Annotated in this window: 18 protein-coding genes; 5 read left to right on the forward strand and 13 right to left on the reverse strand. The window is 65.3% G+C overall.

Annotated features, from left to right (window positions below; genetic code table 11):
* Positions 1-18 precede the first annotated feature (18 nt).
* From AC1DRD_RS00440 to gluQRS, 7 genes are all read right to left on the reverse strand, one after another.
* Positions 19-888 (reverse strand): 3-hydroxybutyryl-CoA dehydrogenase, encoded by an 870-nt coding sequence (locus AC1DRD_RS00440; RefSeq protein ID WP_478030607.1) that lies wholly within the window; start codon positions 886-888, stop codon positions 19-21.
* Positions 889-967: 79 nt separating this feature from the next.
* Complete coding sequence (locus AC1DRD_RS00445; protein ID WP_478039508.1) at positions 968-1,741, reverse strand: class I SAM-dependent methyltransferase; 774 nt, start codon at positions 1,739-1,741, stop codon at positions 968-970.
* Positions 1,738-2,715, reverse strand: coding sequence for an L-histidine N(alpha)-methyltransferase (gene egtD / locus AC1DRD_RS00450; protein ID WP_478030603.1), 978 nt, complete (start codon positions 2,713-2,715; stop codon positions 1,738-1,740). The genes AC1DRD_RS00445 and egtD overlap by 4 nt, the downstream gene beginning before the upstream one ends.
* A complete protein-coding gene (gene egtB / locus AC1DRD_RS00455) occupies positions 2,715-3,974 on the reverse strand; it encodes an ergothioneine biosynthesis protein EgtB (protein ID WP_478030601.1) in 1,260 nt (419 codons plus the stop codon). The genes egtD and egtB overlap by 1 nt, the downstream gene beginning before the upstream one ends.
* Before the next feature lie 76 nt (positions 3,975-4,050).
* On the reverse strand, positions 4,051-4,608 hold the full coding sequence (locus AC1DRD_RS00460) for a cob(I)yrinic acid a,c-diamide adenosyltransferase (RefSeq protein WP_478030599.1): 558 nt from the start codon (positions 4,606-4,608) through the stop codon (positions 4,051-4,053).
* 11 nt (positions 4,609-4,619) lie between these two features.
* Entirely contained in the window at positions 4,620-4,853 is a 234-nt protein-coding gene (locus tag AC1DRD_RS00465; RefSeq protein WP_066810249.1) for a twin transmembrane helix small protein, read from the reverse strand.
* Positions 4,854-5,133: 280 nt separating this feature from the next.
* The gene (gluQRS, locus tag AC1DRD_RS00470; protein WP_478030597.1) at positions 5,134-5,997 is read right to left on the reverse strand and encodes a tRNA glutamyl-Q(34) synthetase GluQRS; all 864 of its coding nucleotides are present in this window, start codon (positions 5,995-5,997) and stop codon (positions 5,134-5,136) included.
* A gap of 95 nt (positions 5,998-6,092) precedes the next feature.
* Here gluQRS and AC1DRD_RS00475 point away from each other — a divergent pair, with 95 nt between their 5' ends.
* From AC1DRD_RS00475 to AC1DRD_RS00485, 3 genes are all read left to right on the forward strand, one after another.
* Positions 6,093-6,659, forward strand: coding sequence for an HNH endonuclease (locus AC1DRD_RS00475; RefSeq protein ID WP_066810247.1), 567 nt, complete (start codon positions 6,093-6,095; stop codon positions 6,657-6,659).
* 318 nt (positions 6,660-6,977) lie between these two features.
* Positions 6,978-9,647, forward strand: coding sequence for a phosphoenolpyruvate carboxylase (gene ppc, locus AC1DRD_RS00480; RefSeq protein ID WP_478039510.1), 2,670 nt, complete (start codon positions 6,978-6,980; stop codon positions 9,645-9,647).
* A gap of 53 nt (positions 9,648-9,700) precedes the next feature.
* Positions 9,701-10,720: a cell wall hydrolase gene (locus tag AC1DRD_RS00485; protein ID WP_478039512.1), complete on the forward strand. Its 1,020-nt coding sequence runs from the start codon at positions 9,701-9,703 to the stop codon at positions 10,718-10,720.
* Between the two features lie 4 nt (positions 10,721-10,724).
* Here the strand turns inward: AC1DRD_RS00485 and AC1DRD_RS00490 are convergent, their stop codons facing one another.
* The 3 genes from AC1DRD_RS00490 to AC1DRD_RS00500 form a co-directional block, all read right to left on the reverse strand.
* Positions 10,725-11,507: a hypothetical protein gene (locus tag AC1DRD_RS00490; protein WP_478030591.1), complete on the reverse strand. Its 783-nt coding sequence runs from the start codon at positions 11,505-11,507 to the stop codon at positions 10,725-10,727.
* 105 nt (positions 11,508-11,612) lie between these two features.
* Positions 11,613-12,095 (reverse strand): methylated-DNA--[protein]-cysteine S-methyltransferase, encoded by a 483-nt coding sequence (locus AC1DRD_RS00495; protein WP_478030589.1) that lies wholly within the window; start codon positions 12,093-12,095, stop codon positions 11,613-11,615.
* A gap of 81 nt (positions 12,096-12,176) precedes the next feature.
* Entirely contained in the window at positions 12,177-12,752 is a 576-nt protein-coding gene (locus AC1DRD_RS00500) for a cytochrome b (protein ID WP_478030587.1), read from the reverse strand.
* A 92-nt stretch (positions 12,753-12,844) separates the two neighbouring features.
* Here AC1DRD_RS00500 and AC1DRD_RS00505 point away from each other — a divergent pair, with 92 nt between their 5' ends.
* The gene (locus tag AC1DRD_RS00505) at positions 12,845-14,302 is read left to right on the forward strand and encodes a glycosyltransferase family 2 protein (RefSeq protein ID WP_478039513.1); all 1,458 of its coding nucleotides are present in this window, start codon (positions 12,845-12,847) and stop codon (positions 14,300-14,302) included.
* A 93-nt stretch (positions 14,303-14,395) separates the two neighbouring features.
* Here the strand turns inward: AC1DRD_RS00505 and AC1DRD_RS00510 are convergent, their stop codons facing one another.
* A complete protein-coding gene (locus AC1DRD_RS00510; protein WP_478039515.1) occupies positions 14,396-14,776 on the reverse strand; it encodes a hypothetical protein in 381 nt (126 codons plus the stop codon).
* A gap of 54 nt (positions 14,777-14,830) precedes the next feature.
* Positions 14,831-15,187 (reverse strand): hypothetical protein, encoded by a 357-nt coding sequence (locus AC1DRD_RS00515; RefSeq protein ID WP_478030581.1) that lies wholly within the window; start codon positions 15,185-15,187, stop codon positions 14,831-14,833.
* A gap of 164 nt (positions 15,188-15,351) precedes the next feature.
* Between AC1DRD_RS00515 and AC1DRD_RS00520 the strand changes: the two genes are divergently transcribed.
* Positions 15,352-15,630 carry a hypothetical protein gene (locus AC1DRD_RS00520; RefSeq protein WP_478039517.1) on the forward strand — a complete coding sequence of 93 codons (279 nt, stop codon included), beginning with the start codon at positions 15,352-15,354 and terminating at the stop codon, positions 15,628-15,630.
* Positions 15,631-15,702: 72 nt separating this feature from the next.
* Here the strand turns inward: AC1DRD_RS00520 and AC1DRD_RS00525 are convergent, their stop codons facing one another.
* Positions 15,703-16,095, reverse strand: coding sequence for an acyl-CoA thioesterase (locus AC1DRD_RS00525; RefSeq protein WP_478031358.1), 393 nt, complete (start codon positions 16,093-16,095; stop codon positions 15,703-15,705).
* Positions 16,096-16,114 lie beyond the last annotated feature (19 nt).

The following is a 16,114-nucleotide window of genomic DNA, read 5'->3' on the forward strand; positions in this document are numbered from 1 at the left end:
ACCCCCGAGCCTTGTGGCTCACCGCGTCGGCACCGGTTCCGCGCCCGAATAATCGTAGAAGCCGCGCCCGGTCTTGCGGCCGTACCAGCCGGCCTCGACATATTTGACCAGCAAGGGCGCGGGGCGAAATTTGGGATCGCCGGTGCCCTCGAATAGCACGCGAGTGATTTCCAGGCAGGTGTCGAGCCCGATGAAATCGGCCAAGGTCAGCGGCCCCATCGGATGGTTGAGCCCGAGCTGACAGGCGAGGTCGATGTCGCGGATCGTCGCCACCCCTTCGCCGAGCGCGAAGCACGCCTCGTTAAGCATCGGCATCAGGATGCGGTTGACGATGAAGCCGGGTGCATCGTTGGCGCGCACCACCTGCTTGCCGAGCGCGGCGGCATAGGTCTCGATCAACGTTACCGTCTCGTCGCTGGTGGCGAGGCCGCGGATGATCTCGATCAGCCCCATGACCGGGACCGGATTGAAGAAATGGACGCCGATGAATCGTTTGGGGTCGGGCGTCGCCTGGGCGAGCCGGGTGATCGGGATCGATGAAGTGTTCGAGGCCAGCACTGCGTGGGCGCCGAGCACCTTGCCGACCTCAGCGAAGATTGCGCGCTTGATTTCCTCGCGCTCGGTTGCCGCTTCGATGATCAGCCCGCATTTGCCCATCGCCGACGGGCCCTCGATCGTCTCGATCCGTGCCAGCGTCTGATCAGCGACCTCCGCGGTGATCTTTTCCTTCGACACTGCGCGCGCCAGCTGCGCGGCGATTCCCGCCTTGCCGGCATCGGCGCGTTCCTTGGTCACGTCCGCTAGGAGCACGTGATAGCCGGCCTGTGCCGATACCTGCGCGATGCCTGCGCCCATCTGTCCCGCTCCGATCACGCCGACGCTCTGCATGTCATTTCCCGTTCAAGCTGTTGCGGCCGAGGCCAATCCGGTCCGCCCTAGCCATAGCGGCGGGCGCGCGGCAACCCGGTCAGTCGATCCGGCGGCAATCGTAAGCACGAGTTACATAGGGGAAATGGACCTTGCGCTTGCCGGCCAGCTCAGGCGTCGCGGCAATCATCGCGCGAATTTCATCGACCAGGGTGGCGCGGCGATCGTCGGGCAAAGCGGCGATGAAGCTGGTCGACAAAGTGCGGCCGATAATGACCTCTTCGGCGGTTCCGGCATGATCGTAGCGCATCGCGGTTTCGTGGAGCGGTGAGAAGCCGGGCGCCGGAAATACGTCACGCCATGCCTGGGACTTCTGGCGCGGCGCGTCGTCCTGATAACGATCGGTGATCTCCGACAATCGCCGCACCCAGGGGACCTCGGTATCGCGCACGTTCCAGATCAGCCCGAGCGTTCCGCCCGGACGCAGCACGCGATGGAATTCTGCGAGCACCGGCGACGTGGCGAACCAATGGAAGGCGGTGGCGCAAATCACGGCGTCGACCGACTCCGCCGCGACCGGCAATGTCTCGGCGGTGGCGATGGCAGTCGCGACGCCCGGCACCGTCGCCGCCAGATGGGCAAGCATCTCCGCCACCGGGTCGACAGCGAGGACCCTGGCGCCGGTTTCCAGGATCAGGCGCGTGAACAGCCCGGTGCCTGCGCCGACTTCCACTACGCGGCTGGCCGCCCCGATTCCCATCCGGTCACGCAGCCAGTCGAGCGCCTCGCCCGGATAGGCGGGGCGGCTCGCGGCGTAGATGTCGGCGCCGTCAGCAAAACCGGTCGCAGCGGCGCGATGGACGCCGGCTGTCACGGCGCGGGGCGCGGCGGCTGGGCCTCGGCAAGATAGAGCGCGAACTGGTCGTCGGAGTCGGTCCATTCGGCGATCGGCGTCCACCCGCCCGACCGCAGCAGCAGACGGGCGTCGCGCGCGCCGTATTTGTGGCTATTCTCGGTATGGATCGTCTCGCCCGCTGCCATCTCAAACGGTCGGTCTTCGACCATGAACCGCACATCGCGCACGGCTTCGAGGTGCATTTCGATCCGCGCGCGATCGTCGTTCCAGATCGCGCGGTGGCGGAATGCCTCGACCGGGATCGTCCCGTCGAGTTCGCGATTGATCCGTTCGAGCAGGTTGAGATTGAATTGCGCGGTGACCCCGGCGGCATCGTCATACGCGCGTTCGAGCACGCTTACGTCCTTGATCCGGTCCATCCCGATCAGCAGCATCGCGCCCTGGTCGAGCGACGCGCGCATCGCGCGCAGCAGGTCGGTCGACGACAAGGGGATCATGTTGCCGATCGTCGATCCCGGAAAGAAGCCCAGCTTGGGCGCCGTGCGGACTTGTTGCGGCAACGCGATCGGTTTGAGGAAATCGGCCTCGACCGGGAAGACCGGCAGGCCGGGGAATCTCTCAGCCAGCGCGCGCGAGGATTCGCGCAGGAAATCGCCCGAAATATCGATCGGCACATAGGCCGAAGGATCGAGCGCCTGGAGCACGATTGGTGTCTTGGTCGACGATCCTGACCCGAATTCAACCACCGCGCGGCCCGGTCCGACACGCTCGGCAATCTCTTCCGCGACCGAGCGCAGCAAAGCGGTCTCCGTCCGTGTCGGATAATATTCGGGCAATTCGGTGATCGCCTCGAACAATTCGGAGCCGCGATGATCATAGAACCAGCGCGCCGGAATCGCGCGCGGCCGTCGCGCCAGCCCGTCGATCACGTCGGCGCGGAAAGCAGGATCCGCGAAACTTCGAGTGCCGTCCTCGATTTCCTGTTTGAGCATCAGATATCCTTGGCAAGGCGCACGCCGGTGAATTGCCAGCGCTGATGGGGGTAGAAGAAGTTGCGGTAGCTGGCGCGGGCGTGACCGCGCGGCGTGGCGCACGATCCGCCGCGCAGCACGAACTGCCCGCTCATGAACTTGCCGTTATATTCGCCGACCGCGCCCTCGGCCGGGTGGAAGCCCGGATAAGGGCGATAGGCGCTGCCGGTCCATTCCCAGACATCGCCGAAAAACGCGGGGCCGCCAGGGGAGGGACGTGGTTCAACCGGTCCGGCGACGTCGAGCTGATTGCCGCTGTCAGGATCGTAGGCCGCCGCGGCGGCTTCCCATTCGACTTCGGTCGGCAATCGCGCGCCGGCCCAACTGGCATAAGCATCCGCCTCGAAGAAGCTGACGTGCGTGACCGGCGCGGCGGGGTCGATCGGCCGCCGCCCGTCAAGCCCAAAGCGGGTCCAGGCGTCCTCGCGCTGTTCCCAATAAAGCGGCGCCGTCACGCCCTCGCGTTGCACCCAGGCCCAGCCGTCGGACAGCCAGTGGCGCGGCTCGGCATAGCCGCCATCGGCGATGAATGCGGCCCATTCGCCATTGGTCACGGTACGGTCGGCGATGGCATGCGGGTGGAGCAGCGCGCTGTGGCGCGGCCCTTCGCAATCGAACGCGAAATGCGGGCTGTCATGCCCGATCTCGACCACGCCGCCCGGATGCTCGATCCAGCCCAGCGCATCGGGCATGCCGACCGGTACCTTGCGTGCGCCCGGCCAGATCGCCGGCTCGATCGGATTTTCCGAAAACAGATGGAGGATGTCGGTCAGCAGCAATTCCTGATGCTGCTCCTCATGATGACAGCCGAGACGGACCAGTTCGCGCGCCTCTTCCGGCAATGTCGGCAACGCCGCCGCCAGCGCGGCGTCGACCGCGGCGCGATAGCCCAGCACCTCATCCAGGCTCGGCCGCGTCACCATGCCGCGCCGCGCGCGGCTGTGACGACGGCCCTCCGCCTCGTAATAACTGTTGAACAGGAACGGGAAGCGATCGTCGTGGAGCGTATAGCCGGGCACGAAATCGCGCAGCACGAACGTTTCGAAGAACCAGGTCGTATGCGCCAGATGCCATTTGGCTGGCGACGCATCCTCCATCGACTGCACCGTCGCGTCCGCGTCGGACAGCGGCGCGACGAGCGCCACGCTCAGTCCGCGCACCGCCGCATAACGGGCGCCAAGCGCTTCCGGAGTCGGGCGGAGGCCAAGTCGCGTTCTCATTATGTTCCTCTTTTCGGTCGTTTCGCCGACGGAGTCAATCGCTCACATAGGAAATACGGGCCGAAACCCAAGTGGGTCAGCGCGAGGCGCCAGGAACCCAAAGAACGTCGCTGGCGCCCAAATTGTTCAATCGCCGCGCGGCGACGAACAGCCAGTCGGACAGGCGATTGATATAGGTCAAGGCCTTGGGACTGAGCGCATTGTCGGCTGTAGCGGCGACCGCGCTGCGCTCGGCGCGGCGGACGATCGCGCGCGCCAGGTGAAGCTGCGCCGCCCCGGCCGCTCCGCCGGGCAGGACGAAGCTGGTCAGCGGCGAAAGAGCGGCGTTCATCGCGTCGATCTCGCGCTCCAGCCGGTCGATCTGCTCGGACGTCACGCGCAACCCGCCGTCCATGTCGAGCGGCGTCGCGAGATCGGCGCCGAGGTCGAACAATTCGTTCTGGACGCGCCGCAAGGGTACCACGGTGCTCTCGTCGTCGATCGACACCAGCGCCACGCCAATCGCGCTGTTCGCCTCATCGACGTCGCCGATCGCCGCCATCAGCGGATCGGCCTTGGAGATGCGCCCGCCGCCGACCAGCCCAGTAGTGCCGTCATCGCCGGTGCGCGTGTAGATCTTGTTGAGCTTGACCAACGGTCAGCCGCTCAATGCTGGCGGCCGACGAGCAACAATAACAGCACCGCGATCAGGATCGCTACCGCCTGAAAGATGATGCGGTACATCATCATCTGGTTCGACCGGATCGAGGTCGCGCTGGGGCCTTCGCCGCTCTTCACATCGTCGGTCGCGCCCTTGAGGAACAGGATGACGCCGCGGACCAAAGCAGCGACGGTCGCGATCATCGCGGCGATCAGCAGGAGGGCGAGGAAAGTGGTCATGGGGTTTATCTAGGCTTGGTCGAGTGCGAAGCCAATGGGGAGGGGCGTTCATTTGGCGACCGCGCCGTTCGCCGGTCGGCGTTTTCTGAGCCCTCTCCCGCTTGCGGGAGAGGGTTTGGGTGAGGGTCTTCTTTCTTCCAAGCAGGTAGAACCAAAAAAGAAGAAAGAAGACCCTCACCTTCCCACCGCTTCGCGGCGGGCCCCTCCCTCTCCCGCTAGCGGGAGAGGGAGCAGCCAATGCGTTACTTAGCCGTCCTTGCCAGCGTATATTTCCCGTCCGCTACGCTTGGTCGAGCCTATATCCGAAAGGTAATTCACCGACCCGCAATCGCTCGACCAGCGCGATGCCATCCATCCCTTCGGCCCGCCAGTCAGCCAGCGTGGGCGCGCTATGGCGCTTGGCGAGGCGGTTGCCCTCGGCATCCAGCACTAGGCTATGATGCCGATAGCGCGGCTCGGGCAGACTGAGCACGGCTTGGAGCAGGCGATGCGCGTGGGTCGAGGGCATGATGTCGCGTCCGCGCACGACATGGGTCACCCCTTGCGCCGCGTCGTCGACCACCACAGCGAGGTGATAGCTCGCCGGGCGATCCTTGCCCTTGAGCACCAGGTCGCCGAGCAGTTGCGGATCGACCGGCGTCGTGCCGGCCAGTTCGTCGGTCCAGGCGAGCGGCCCCGCGCGCCGCGCCGCTTCGCCCGCATCGAGCCGCCAGGCGTAGGCCTCGCTGGCCATCCGCGCCGCGCGCGTCGCCGGATCGATCACTCGGCACGTGCCGGGGTAAAGCGGTCCGTCGGGACCATGCGGCGCGTGCAGGCTGGCGGCGACTTCGCGTGCGATCTCGGCGCGGGTGCAGAAACAGGGATAGGCGAGTCCGGCATCGCGCAATTGATCGAGCGCGGCATCGTACAGCGGCAACCGCTCGGATTGCATCGACATCTCATCCCAGCCCAGCCCGAGCCACTCGAGATCGGCGATGATCCCGGCGACATGTTCCGGGCGCGACCGCGTCACGTCGGTATCCTCGATCCGCAGGAGGAACCGCCCGCCCGCGTTCTTCGCACGATCATGCGCCTGGATCGCCGACCAGGCGTGGCCCAAATGCAACCCTCCGGTCGGGCTCGGCGCGAAACGGCTGACGATCATCGCGGCGACTCTTGACCGCGAGTCATGGCCTGTGCTGTCATCATGGCGTCATCCTGATCGGCTTTACGCCCGCCAGGAAAGCGAAGGGGGAAGGTGTGTTTCATCCCGACCTAATGCGACATCCGGACAGTTGCCCGGCGTTGGTGCTGAACGCGGACTATACCCCGCTCAGCTATTACCCGCTCTCCGTCTGGCCATGGCAGACCGCCGTCAAGGCGGTCTTTTTGGATCGGGTCGATATCGTCGCGCATTACGAACGCGAAGTGCGCAGCCCGACCTTCGCGTTGAAGCTGCCCAGCGTGATCGCGCTCAAGCAATATGTCCGGCCGAGCGCGTTCCCGGCCTTCACCCGGTTCAACCTGTTCCTGCGCGACCGTTTCCAATGCCAATATTGCGGCACGCACAAGGATCTCACCTTCGACCATGTCATCCCGCGCGCTTATGGCGGACGCACGACCTGGGAGAATGTCGCCACCGCCTGCGCGCCGTGCAATCTGCGCAAGGGCGGGCGGACGCCGCGCGAGGCGAAGATGCCGCTGCATGTCGAGCCGATCCGCCCGACCAGCTGGCAATTGCAGGAACATGGGCGGAGTTTTCCGCCGAACCATCTGCACGATACGTGGCATGACTGGTTGTATTGGGATGTCGAGCTGGAGGCTTAGGGGCTGCGGCCCCGAAAACAGTCATTCCCGGGCATTATTCGAGCAAAATGACGCGGCTGGGTGAACTCAACCCGTCACGCCGGGCTCGTCCCGGCATCCACTGTGCGGCAGACCGAACGGCCTGAGTTCCTCGTCCTGCGCCGGCGGCACGGTGGATCCCGGCACAAGGCCGGGATGACGGTCGGGATATAGACGCTTGCTGATCTGTTTCATGCAAACGTATGCGCCCTCCGTGAGCGCATTTTGGAATAAAATGCCATGAGCGGGTCCGATAACGAAATGATTGACCCAAATCGCGCTGCAGTGCAGCAGGGCGACATGGCCGACCTCCCCACCATCACCAACAATCCCGACGTGCGATTCCTGGGCAAATTGCTCGGCGACGTGATCCGCGCTTATGGCGGCGAGGCGCTGTTCAAGCGCACCGAATATATCCGTTCGGCCTCGGTCGATCGCCATCGCGGCGTCGGCGGCGATGTCGATCTCGGCCTCGACCGCCTGTCGCTCGACGAGACACTCGATTTCGTTCGCGGCTTCATGCTGTTCTCGATGCTCGCCAACCTGGCCGAGGACCGGCAGGGCGTCGCCGCCGAGCCGGGCGCGGATGTCGCGGCGGCGCTGCAACGGCTGGCGGATGAGGGGATCGGCAAGGACAAGGTCATGCATCTGCTCGACCACGCTTTGGTCGCGCCCGTCCTGACCGCGCATCCGACCGAAGTGCGGCGCAAGTCGATGATCGACCATCGCAACCGCATCGCCCAATTGATGGCGCTGCGCGATCGCAAGGTGGCGACGACCCAGGAAGGCGACGATGTCGAGCAGGCGATCACGCGGCAAATCGCCTTGCTGTGGCAGACGCGCGTGCTGCGGCGCGAGCGGCTGTACGTCGCGGACGAGGTGGAGACCGCGCTCTCCTATCTGCGCGACGTGTTCCTGCCGGTGCTGCCAGGGCTGTACCAGCGCTGGGACCGCGCGCTCGGGGAACGTACGCCGAGCTTCCTCAAGCCGGGCAGCTGGATCGGCGGCGATCGCGACGGAAATCCCAATGTCGTCGCGGAATCGCTGACCGCGGCACTGGCCCGTTCGTGCGAGGCGGTCCTTGGCTATTATCTCGACGCGGTCCATGCGCTCGGCGCCGAATTGTCGATCTCGACCGATCATGCGCGAGTCAGCGATGAGTTGCTCCAGCTGGCGGCGGCGAGCGGCGACGATGCGCCGAGCCGCGACGACGAGCCGTATCGCCGCGCGTTGTCGGGGGTCTATGCCCGGCTCGCGGCGACGCATCGCGCGCTGACCGGCAAGTCCGCACCGCGTCCGGCCGCGCTCAAGGGCGAGGCTTATGCAGATCCGCAGGCGCTGCGCCGCGACTTGGTCATCATCGCTCACGCTTTGGCGGACGAAGGCGCGGGGCCGCTCGCCTCGGGCGGCGCGCTTGGCCGGCTGATCCGCGCGGTCGATACGTTCGGCTTCCATCTGGCGACGCTCGACCTGCGCCAGAACAGCGCGGTCCACGAACGCACGGTCGCCGAATTGCTCAAGGTTGCAGGGGTCGAGGCCGATTATATCGCGCTCGACGAAGCCGCGCGCGTGGCGCTGCTGCGCCGCGAACTCGCCAATGTCCGCCCATTAGTCAGTCCCTATGCGACCTATAGCGCCGACACCGCGTCCGAACTCGCGATCCTGCGCGCGGCGGCGGAGGCGCATGGCAAATACGGGCCGGCCTGCATCCGCCAATATATCGTCTCGATGGCGATGTCGGTCAGCGACCTGCTCGAAGTCCATCTGATGCTCAAGGAAGTCGGGCTCTACGTGCCCGGCGATCCGCCGACCGCGGCGATCATGGCGGTGCCGCTGTTCGAGACGGTTAGCGATCTCGAAGCCGCACCGGCGATCATGGCCGAATGGTTCGGCCTGCCCGAAATCGCCGGGCTCGCGGTCGGGCGCGGCGTCCAGGAAGTGATGATCGGCTATTCGGATTCGAACAAGGATGGCGGTTATCTGACCTCGACCTGGCAATTGAGCCGCGCGTCGGAAGCGCTCGAGCCGGTGTTCGAGCGGGCGCATGTCGGCATGCAATTGTTCCATGGCCGCGGCGGCGCGGTCGGGCGCGGCGGCGGGTCGTCCTTCGCGGCGATCCAGGCGCAGCCGCCGGGATCGGTCCAGGGCCGCATCCGCATCACCGAACAAGGCGAAGTGATCGCTGCTAAATACGGCACCCGCGAAAGCGCCACCACCAATCTCGAGGCGATGGCCGCTGCGACCCTGCTCGCCAGCCTCGCCCCGCCCGCGCTATCGGATGCCGACCGCAAGCGGTTCGGCATGGCGATGGACGAGCTGTCGGCGACAGCGTTCAAGGCCTATCGCGACCTGGTCTATGGGACCGAGGGCTTCCGGACCTTCTTCCGCGAAATGACCCCGATCGCCGAGATCGCCAATCTCAAGATCGGCAGCCGCCCGGCGAGCCGCAAGAAATCGGACGCGATCGAGGATCTGCGCGCGATCCCCTGGGTGTTCAGCTGGGCGCAGGCCCGCGTGATGCTGCCGGGCTGGTACGGGGTCGGCCAAGCGCTGGCGGCGTTCGAGGACAAGCCATTGCTGCGCGAAATGGCGCAAGCTTGGCCGTTCTTCGCGGCGACGCTCGACAATATGGAGCAAGTGATCGTCAAATCCGACATGGCCATCGCCGAACGCTATTGCTCGCTGGTCAAGGACCGCGCGCTGGCCGAGGCGATCTTCCCGCGCATCCGCGACGGCTGGAAATGGACCCGCGATGGCCTGCTCGACGCGACCGGACAATCGCGGCTGCTCGAACGGAATCCTGGCCTCGATGCCTCGATCCGCTTGCGCCTGCCTTATATCGAGCCGCTCAACCTGCTCCAGATCGAGCTGATGAAGCGCCACCGCGCGGGGGAGGACGATCCACGGATCGGCGAAGGCATCCTGCTGTCGATCAACGCGATTGCCACGGCATTGCGAAATTCAGGCTGAAGACGCGTCTCTGGTTAACCAGCTTCTAACATCCTGCCGTTACTGCGGCGGGCGTGTCACGGCGCTGGTTCCTCCTTCGAACGCGTATTCCGGCAGGCTTCGGCCTGCTGGCGATGGTCGCGTCGTGCCTGCCCCAGGCCGGTGTACCGCTGCAAAGCACCCAGCGTCCGATCGCGACGGTGACGATGATCAATCGCCTCGCGCTCGACTTGCCGGCCGATATCGCTGCCAAGCTTCCGGCTTTGGTCGATGCCACGGTTTCCAATGCCGCGATCAGCGCCGCCCAGCCGCTGCTGGCGCTGTCGACGACGCGCAGCCCCGACGATGCCGCGCGCGCGATCGAATGCATGACCGCGGCGGTCTATTATGAAGCACGGTCGCAGAATGACGACGGCCAGCGCGCCGTCGCGCAGGTCGTGCTCAATCGCGTGCGCGATCGCGCCTTTCCCGACAGCGTGTGCGGCGTGGTCTATCAGGGATCGACCCGGCGCACCGGATGCCAGTTCAGCTTCACCTGCGACGGATCGATGGCGTTCCGCCGTGATCCCGCTTCCTGGGCGCATGCCCGCGACATCGCGGTTTCGGCGCTGTCCGGCCAGGTCTATGCGCCGGTCGGCTCGGCAACCTTTTATCACGCCAATTACGTGCTGCCCTGGTGGGCATCGAGCATGGATCGCATCGCGACGGTCGGCGCCCATATCTTCTACCGCTGGCGCGGCGGGCTGGAAGGCGCGCTCGCCAACAGCCAGAATTATTCGGGCCTGGAGCCCAGCGTCACTGGCCGCACAACGCCATGGCCAGGCGGCGACAGCGGCACTGCCCTCGCGGCAACCTATGCCGGCTTTAATGCGCAGGAAGTCGATTCGGGGGTGGTCGTCCATCGCGGCGGCGCGACCGCTCCTGCGCCCGAGATCGCGGCGCTGTCGGCCCCGGTTCCGGTCGCGCCGCTGCCGATGGGCAAGCGCATCCGTGTGAGCAGCGCGATGGCCTCGACGGGCAATGTCCGTGTCCATCGCGGCGTGGGGCTGGCGGATGCCGGCGATATGCCGGCCGATCTTCCGAGCGCTGATTAAGCGATCAAGCGGCGCGCATTGCTGCGCGCGGCTTCGGCCAAGCGGACCATAACGACGCTGCCCCGGCCAGGATGCCGATCGCGGCCAGCGCCGCTACCGGAACCCGGGTCAGCGCGGCAAAGGCCTCGGTCCAGGCCGCGCTACGCCCGAAGCTTTCGACCAGAGCGGCCTGCGCAACGGTGATCGCGGCGACCGTCAGGAACGGCCTCCGGCTGCGGGGATAGGCCAGAGCGAGCAGGACGGCGACCACGCCGGCGCCCAATTCGGCGGTCAGGTAAGCGGCATCGAACGGGCTCAGCCCGGGAACGGCCATTGGCGGCAACAGCCGGGTCACGATCGGCGGCAAGACCAGCAACAAAGTCGATAACATGTAGCCGGCATGCAGCCAGACCTGGCGGCGATCGAGCAACGCGGCGCGGACGAAGAACAGGAGCGCGATACTGGCGATCGCGTCGTCGAGCCCCAGCATCGCGCCGAACGGGGCGTAGAAGGGATGCCCGGCGAGTGCTTTCGCCGCCATGCTCTGCATTGCCAGCAGCGCGCCCGCCATGAACAGCGGCACGACGGCGAACACCGCCAGGCCGGCCGTGCGATGAAGGGCATTGCGTCGCTGATGGATCGACCAATGCTGAAAGAAGACCAGGGCGATCCACAAGGCGGCGGTGAGGCCGTGGGCATGAAGCGCGAATGCGGCGTGCGGCAGGTCATGGAGATATTGCGGCCAGAACGCGACCGCGATCATCGGCACCAGCAGCAGCAACGCCCATCCGGCATGACGAAACGGCATGTGTCCCCCATCCCCCTTAACCGTCACCCCAGCGCAAGCTGGAGTCTCAAGCATATCGCGCTTCTGCTTGAGATCCCAGCTTGCGCTGGGATGACGGGTGGAAGGTCAGGCCGCGCCCTCCAGTTCAAGCAGGAAGGCTTTACCCTCCAAGCCCCCCGCAAAGCCGGTCAGCGCGCCGTTGGTGCCGATCACGCGATGGCAGGGCGCCACGATCGAGATCGGATTCTTCCCGTTCGCCGCACCCACCGCGCGGAACGCGGTCGGGCGGCCGAGCTGGCGGGCGATCTCGGCATAGGACCGCGTCTCGCCGAACGGGATGGTCAGCAATGCCGCCCACACGCTCTTCTGGAAATCGGTGCCGTGGAAATCGAGCGGCAGGTCGAAATGGGTGCGCGTGCCAGCGAAATAGTCGCTCAACTGGCGCATTGTCTCGACCAGCACCGGGTGGTCGGGCTGTTCGGTCATCGCGCCCAGCCGGACGCGATCGGGATCGTCATTCTCCCACAGGATCGCGGCTAGCCCGCGGTCGCTCGCGACGAGCTTGAGCATGCCGACCGGGGAGGCGTAGCTGGTGAAAGCAAAGGTCATGGCTTGGTCCTTCGTGGCTTGGACCAAGGATCTAGGCGCGCCACCGACCGCCGGCTTCCCGGCCCTTGCGCTCAATGCCATTTAGCGTCCAATCCCCATGCGCTGCAGCTCCTTATGCCCTTCCATCTGGTGCTTGATCGCGCCGGCGAGATGCAGGACGAACAATAGGTAGACCAGATAGGCGATCAACTCGTGCGCTTCGCCGAAAGTGGAATGGATCCATTCTTTGGTGTCAGGCGCCATGCTCATGATGAAGCCCAGCCGCGGCCATTCGAACGTGCCGAAGAACAGCATCGGATGCGTCGCCGCGTCCTTCCATGCCGAATCCATCACCCACCCGGTGATCGGCATCGCCAGGATGACGACATAGAGCCCCCAATGGACGATATGCGCCGAGATCCGCTCCCATGGCTTGTAGCGGGCGGGAAAGGGAGGCGGCTTGTGCCCGATCCGCCACAACAGCCGCAGGATGGCGAGCGCCAGAATGGTGACGCCGGTCGATTTGTGGATGTCGATCATCGGCCGGACATATTCGCCGATCGCGTCGTTATGATCGCCGAGCGGCCAGACCCAGGCAAGGGTGACGTTGGTCACCACGCCGATCGCGATCAACCAGTGCAACCAGATTGCGGTTTTCGTGAACCGTTCGTTCTCCACGACGTACTCCCGTAAGCAATTACCATTCCGGCTAGTCCGGCGCCGTAACGAACGCTAGGGATATGGCGCCCCCAAATGAAGTCGTGTTCTCCATGATTCAGCGTACCCCGGCGGACGCGCTCGCCCAGTCCTTCGCCAAGCTTTCCCCGCGCCTCAATCCCCGCCGCGTGGGGTGGCCGAGCCGCGGGGTGACGGCACTCGTATATGTGGCTTTCGCCGCCTTGGTGGTTCAGGCGTTCCTGCGCCAGGGCTTCCTGGTCTGGTCGGTCGGCGTCGGCTATATCCTCTATGACACCGCGCTGTTGATCTTCACCGCAGTGCAGATCTGGCCGCTGCGCCACGGTGCGCGACCCGCACCCCCGTCCGACGCCCGGTCCAGCCTCGCCATCATCGTCGCCGCGCGCAACGAAGCCGCGGTGCTCGACGTGACGATTGATCGCCTGGCCGCGCAGAAGGACGCACCCGACCTGATCCTGATCGCCGATGACGGATCGGACGACGCGACGCCGGAGACGCTTGCCCGCTATGGCCTGGCGCAGCCAGCGCGGGGCACGATCAGCCCGCAGGCGCCCGGCCTGCCGTCGCTGCGCTGGCTGCGGCTGCCGCATGGCGGCAAGGCGCGCGCGCTCAATGCCGCGATCCTCCATGTCGACGAGGAGATCGTCGTCACGGTCGATGCCGATACCTTGCTCGAGCCCGGCGCGATCGCCGCGATGCGCAACGCCTTCGCCGCCGAACCCGAACTGGTCGCCGCAACCGGCGTGATCCGCCCGATGTGCGGGCCCAGCCTGTCCGGCCGGCTGTTCGAGTGGTTCCAGACCTATGAATATGTCCGCAACTTCCTGTCGCGTTATGCCTGGGCGCGGCTGAACGGCCTGCTGCTGGTGTCGGGTGCGTTCGCCGCGTTCCGGACCAGGGCAGTGGTCGAGGTCGGCGGGTTCGACCCGGATTGCCTGGTCGAGGATTACGAGCTGATCCACCGCCTGCACCGCGTCGCGCACGATACGGGCCGCGATTGGCAAGTCCGGGTGGTCGGCGATGCGCTCGCCTCGACCGACGCGCCGGCGACGCTTCCCGCGTTCCTGCGCCAGCGCCGCCGCTGGTTCGGCGGGTTCCTGCAGACTCAGCATTGGAACCGCGACATGGTCGCCAATCGCCGTTTCGGGAAGCTTGGCACCGCGATGCTGCCGGTCAAGGCGGCCGATACGGTGCAGCCGATCTTCGGCCTGACTGCGTTCGTCATCCTGTTGGTGGTCTTGTTCAGCGGCCGCTTCCACATCGTGCTGCCGATCCTGATCATCATGGCGGCCAAGATCCTGGTCGACCTGACTTTCCATCTGACCTCGCTCCACCTCTATTCGCGCTGGACCGGGCAGACCAAGGGGCTGCGTTTCGGGCCGGCACTGGCGGCGGCCGTGCTCGAGCCGTTCAGTTTCCAGCTATTCCGCCACTGGGGCGCGATCCTTGGGTGGAAGGCGTTCCTGACCGGCCGCGAGACCTGGGCGCGGCAGAACCGGACAGCGATTGCGGAGGTGAAAAGAGAGGGGTGAGGTTTGCCTGCCGTCTGCCGCGCCGTAGATGTCCGGAAGGAGTCATTGGCGGCGAAAGCTTAGGCGCGGGGCTAAACTCGCCGATTCGAGCGATTAGCAGCCACCGGACGGTAGCTGCCACGTAGCCGGCATGTCCGCGAAGTAGCCCCATGATTCCCAGGGACCGACGCTGCCGCTCGACGGCGTTGCCAATCTCCACTCAGGCGGATCGGGAAAGCCATGCCAGGCTAATTGCATTAGCAACATATCCTCGCCTTCATGCGTAGCGAAATATCCCACGTCGGCGCCCACACGCTTCTGTTTTTCGATCCCGAACAACGACGGGCCTGCGGCAGGCAACAGCGTCCAGCCGATTGTCTTGGCTGCTCTCGCTTGAAATCCCTTCAATTGGGAATTGGCTACTTCATCGGAAGCATCCCATGGGTCGGCTTCCCAAACGTTTGACGCGGAATTCATGCGCTCGGCTTGAGTCATCGCCGTCTCCGTCCGGTACCTTATGCCGTAGGTTGAAGGTTGGCCAGTGCGTCGTTAGCCGCTATTCGTTAGCGAGCGTTCGCTGAGTTTTACGAGCCAGGCTTGAGCCTGTTTGGGCTCACCCACGGCGCTTGATGCTACCGGGCCGCGGGATGCCAGGAACTCCTGATGCAGCTCGAATGCTTCCAATGAGAGCTGCTCGCGGAGGCCATCGATTGCCTGAGCAAGCTCGCACAGATTCTCGACGACCGGCGCTATTTTAACACGTGTCCAACGATCTTGATTGTGATCGAACAAGCCCCAGGCACCGGCGGCGGTGACTTGAAGAGCCGCGATCAACGTCTCCAAATATTCCGCTTCCAGCTCACCTCGCCGAATGTCCAGGCGTTCGAGACGATCAGCTTTTCCCATGGGAGAGTCGTAGCTGGGATGAGGTGGCCGTCAATGATCTGGGATCTCTGAGGCGATCGGCGAGCGCGCAATCCAACCCTAAACCCAGCCTGTACGGCCGGTTCAGCGCCGGCCAATATTGCGGTCGATAAACCTCGCTCGGTCATCACCGATAGGAGGTTGTAATGACGCGTACCATGATGTTGCTTTCGACTGCCGTGGCGGGCAGCCTTCTCGCTTTTATGCCGGCTTCTGCGTCCGCGCAGCGCTGGGGTTCTTCGTATAGCCAGGATTATCGCGGCTATGGCTATAATGATGGCTATTATCGCGATGGCCGGCGCGACCATTGGCGCGAACGCCGCGAGCGTTGGGAAGCGCGGCGGCGCTGGGAGCGCGAGCGCGAATGGCGCCGCGAGCATCGTCATCACCGGCGCTACTGGGGCTATGACGACTACCGCTATTGAATGATGCGGCGCGGCGCGGGCTCCCAAGCTCGCGCCGCGAGCGTTGCCGTTGCGTTACACGGAACGGCGGCGTCAGTCGAGAAACGGTGCCGCGAGCTCGGGCCTGACCCGCATCAGGCGGCCCGTCGCCCGGTCGATCAGCGCCCAGGTTGTGACCGCCTCGACCTTCACTTTCCCATCCGCGCCGGTGAACCGGACATGGCGGTCGAACCGCGCGCCTTGCGGCGGCTCCGACACCCAGGTCTCGGCTGTCACCGTCTCTCCGACCGACACGTTGCCGCGATAATCGATCTCGTGCCGCGTCACGACCCAGATCATGGCGTCGCGCTGTTCAGGCGTGGCGATCGTGTTCCAATGCGCCACCGCAATATCCTGGATCCACTTCACCCAGACCGCATTGTTGACATGGCCGAGTTCGTCGATGTCCGCCTCGGTCGCGGTGATGGGGTAACTTAGCCCCGCCATCTCAATAGTCGTCACCCCG

Source organism: Sphingomonas sp. P4_G2 (genome assembly GCF_056401155.1).

Bases quoted from the DNA above. Each gene is read 5' to 3' on its own strand.
- AC1DRD_RS00495 (WP_478030589.1), bottom strand. From the start codon at position 12,095: ATGACCTTTGCTTTCACCAGCTACGCCTCCCCGGTCGGCATGCTCAAG.
- ppc (WP_478039510.1), top strand. From the start codon at position 6,978: ATGGCCGACCTCCCCACCATCACCAACAATCCCGACGTGCGATTCCTG.
- AC1DRD_RS00490 (WP_478030591.1), bottom strand. From the start codon at position 11,507: ATGCCGTTTCGTCATGCCGGATGGGCGTTGCTGCTGCTGGTGCCGATG.
- AC1DRD_RS00520 (WP_478039517.1), top strand. From the start codon at position 15,352: ATGACGCGTACCATGATGTTGCTTTCGACTGCCGTGGCGGGCAGCCTT.
- AC1DRD_RS00505 (WP_478039513.1), top strand. From the start codon at position 12,845: ATGATTCAGCGTACCCCGGCGGACGCGCTCGCCCAGTCCTTCGCCAAG.
- AC1DRD_RS00515 (WP_478030581.1), bottom strand. From the start codon at position 15,187: ATGGGAAAAGCTGATCGTCTCGAACGCCTGGACATTCGGCGAGGTGAG.
- egtB (WP_478030601.1), bottom strand. From the start codon at position 3,974: ATGAGAACGCGACTTGGCCTCCGCCCGACTCCGGAAGCGCTTGGCGCC.
- AC1DRD_RS00510 (WP_478039515.1), bottom strand. From the start codon at position 14,776: ATGACTCAAGCCGAGCGCATGAATTCCGCGTCAAACGTTTGGGAAGCC.
- gluQRS (WP_478030597.1), bottom strand. From the start codon at position 5,997: ATGATCGTCAGCCGTTTCGCGCCGAGCCCGACCGGAGGGTTGCATTTG.
- AC1DRD_RS00465 (WP_066810249.1), bottom strand. From the start codon at position 4,853: ATGACCACTTTCCTCGCCCTCCTGCTGATCGCCGCGATGATCGCGACC.
- AC1DRD_RS00525 (WP_478031358.1), bottom strand. From the start codon at position 16,095: ATGGCGGGGCTAAGTTACCCCATCACCGCGACCGAGGCGGACATCGAC.
- egtD (WP_478030603.1), bottom strand. From the start codon at position 2,715: ATGCTCAAACAGGAAATCGAGGACGGCACTCGAAGTTTCGCGGATCCT.
- AC1DRD_RS00440 (WP_478030607.1), bottom strand. From the start codon at position 888: ATGCAGAGCGTCGGCGTGATCGGAGCGGGACAGATGGGCGCAGGCATC.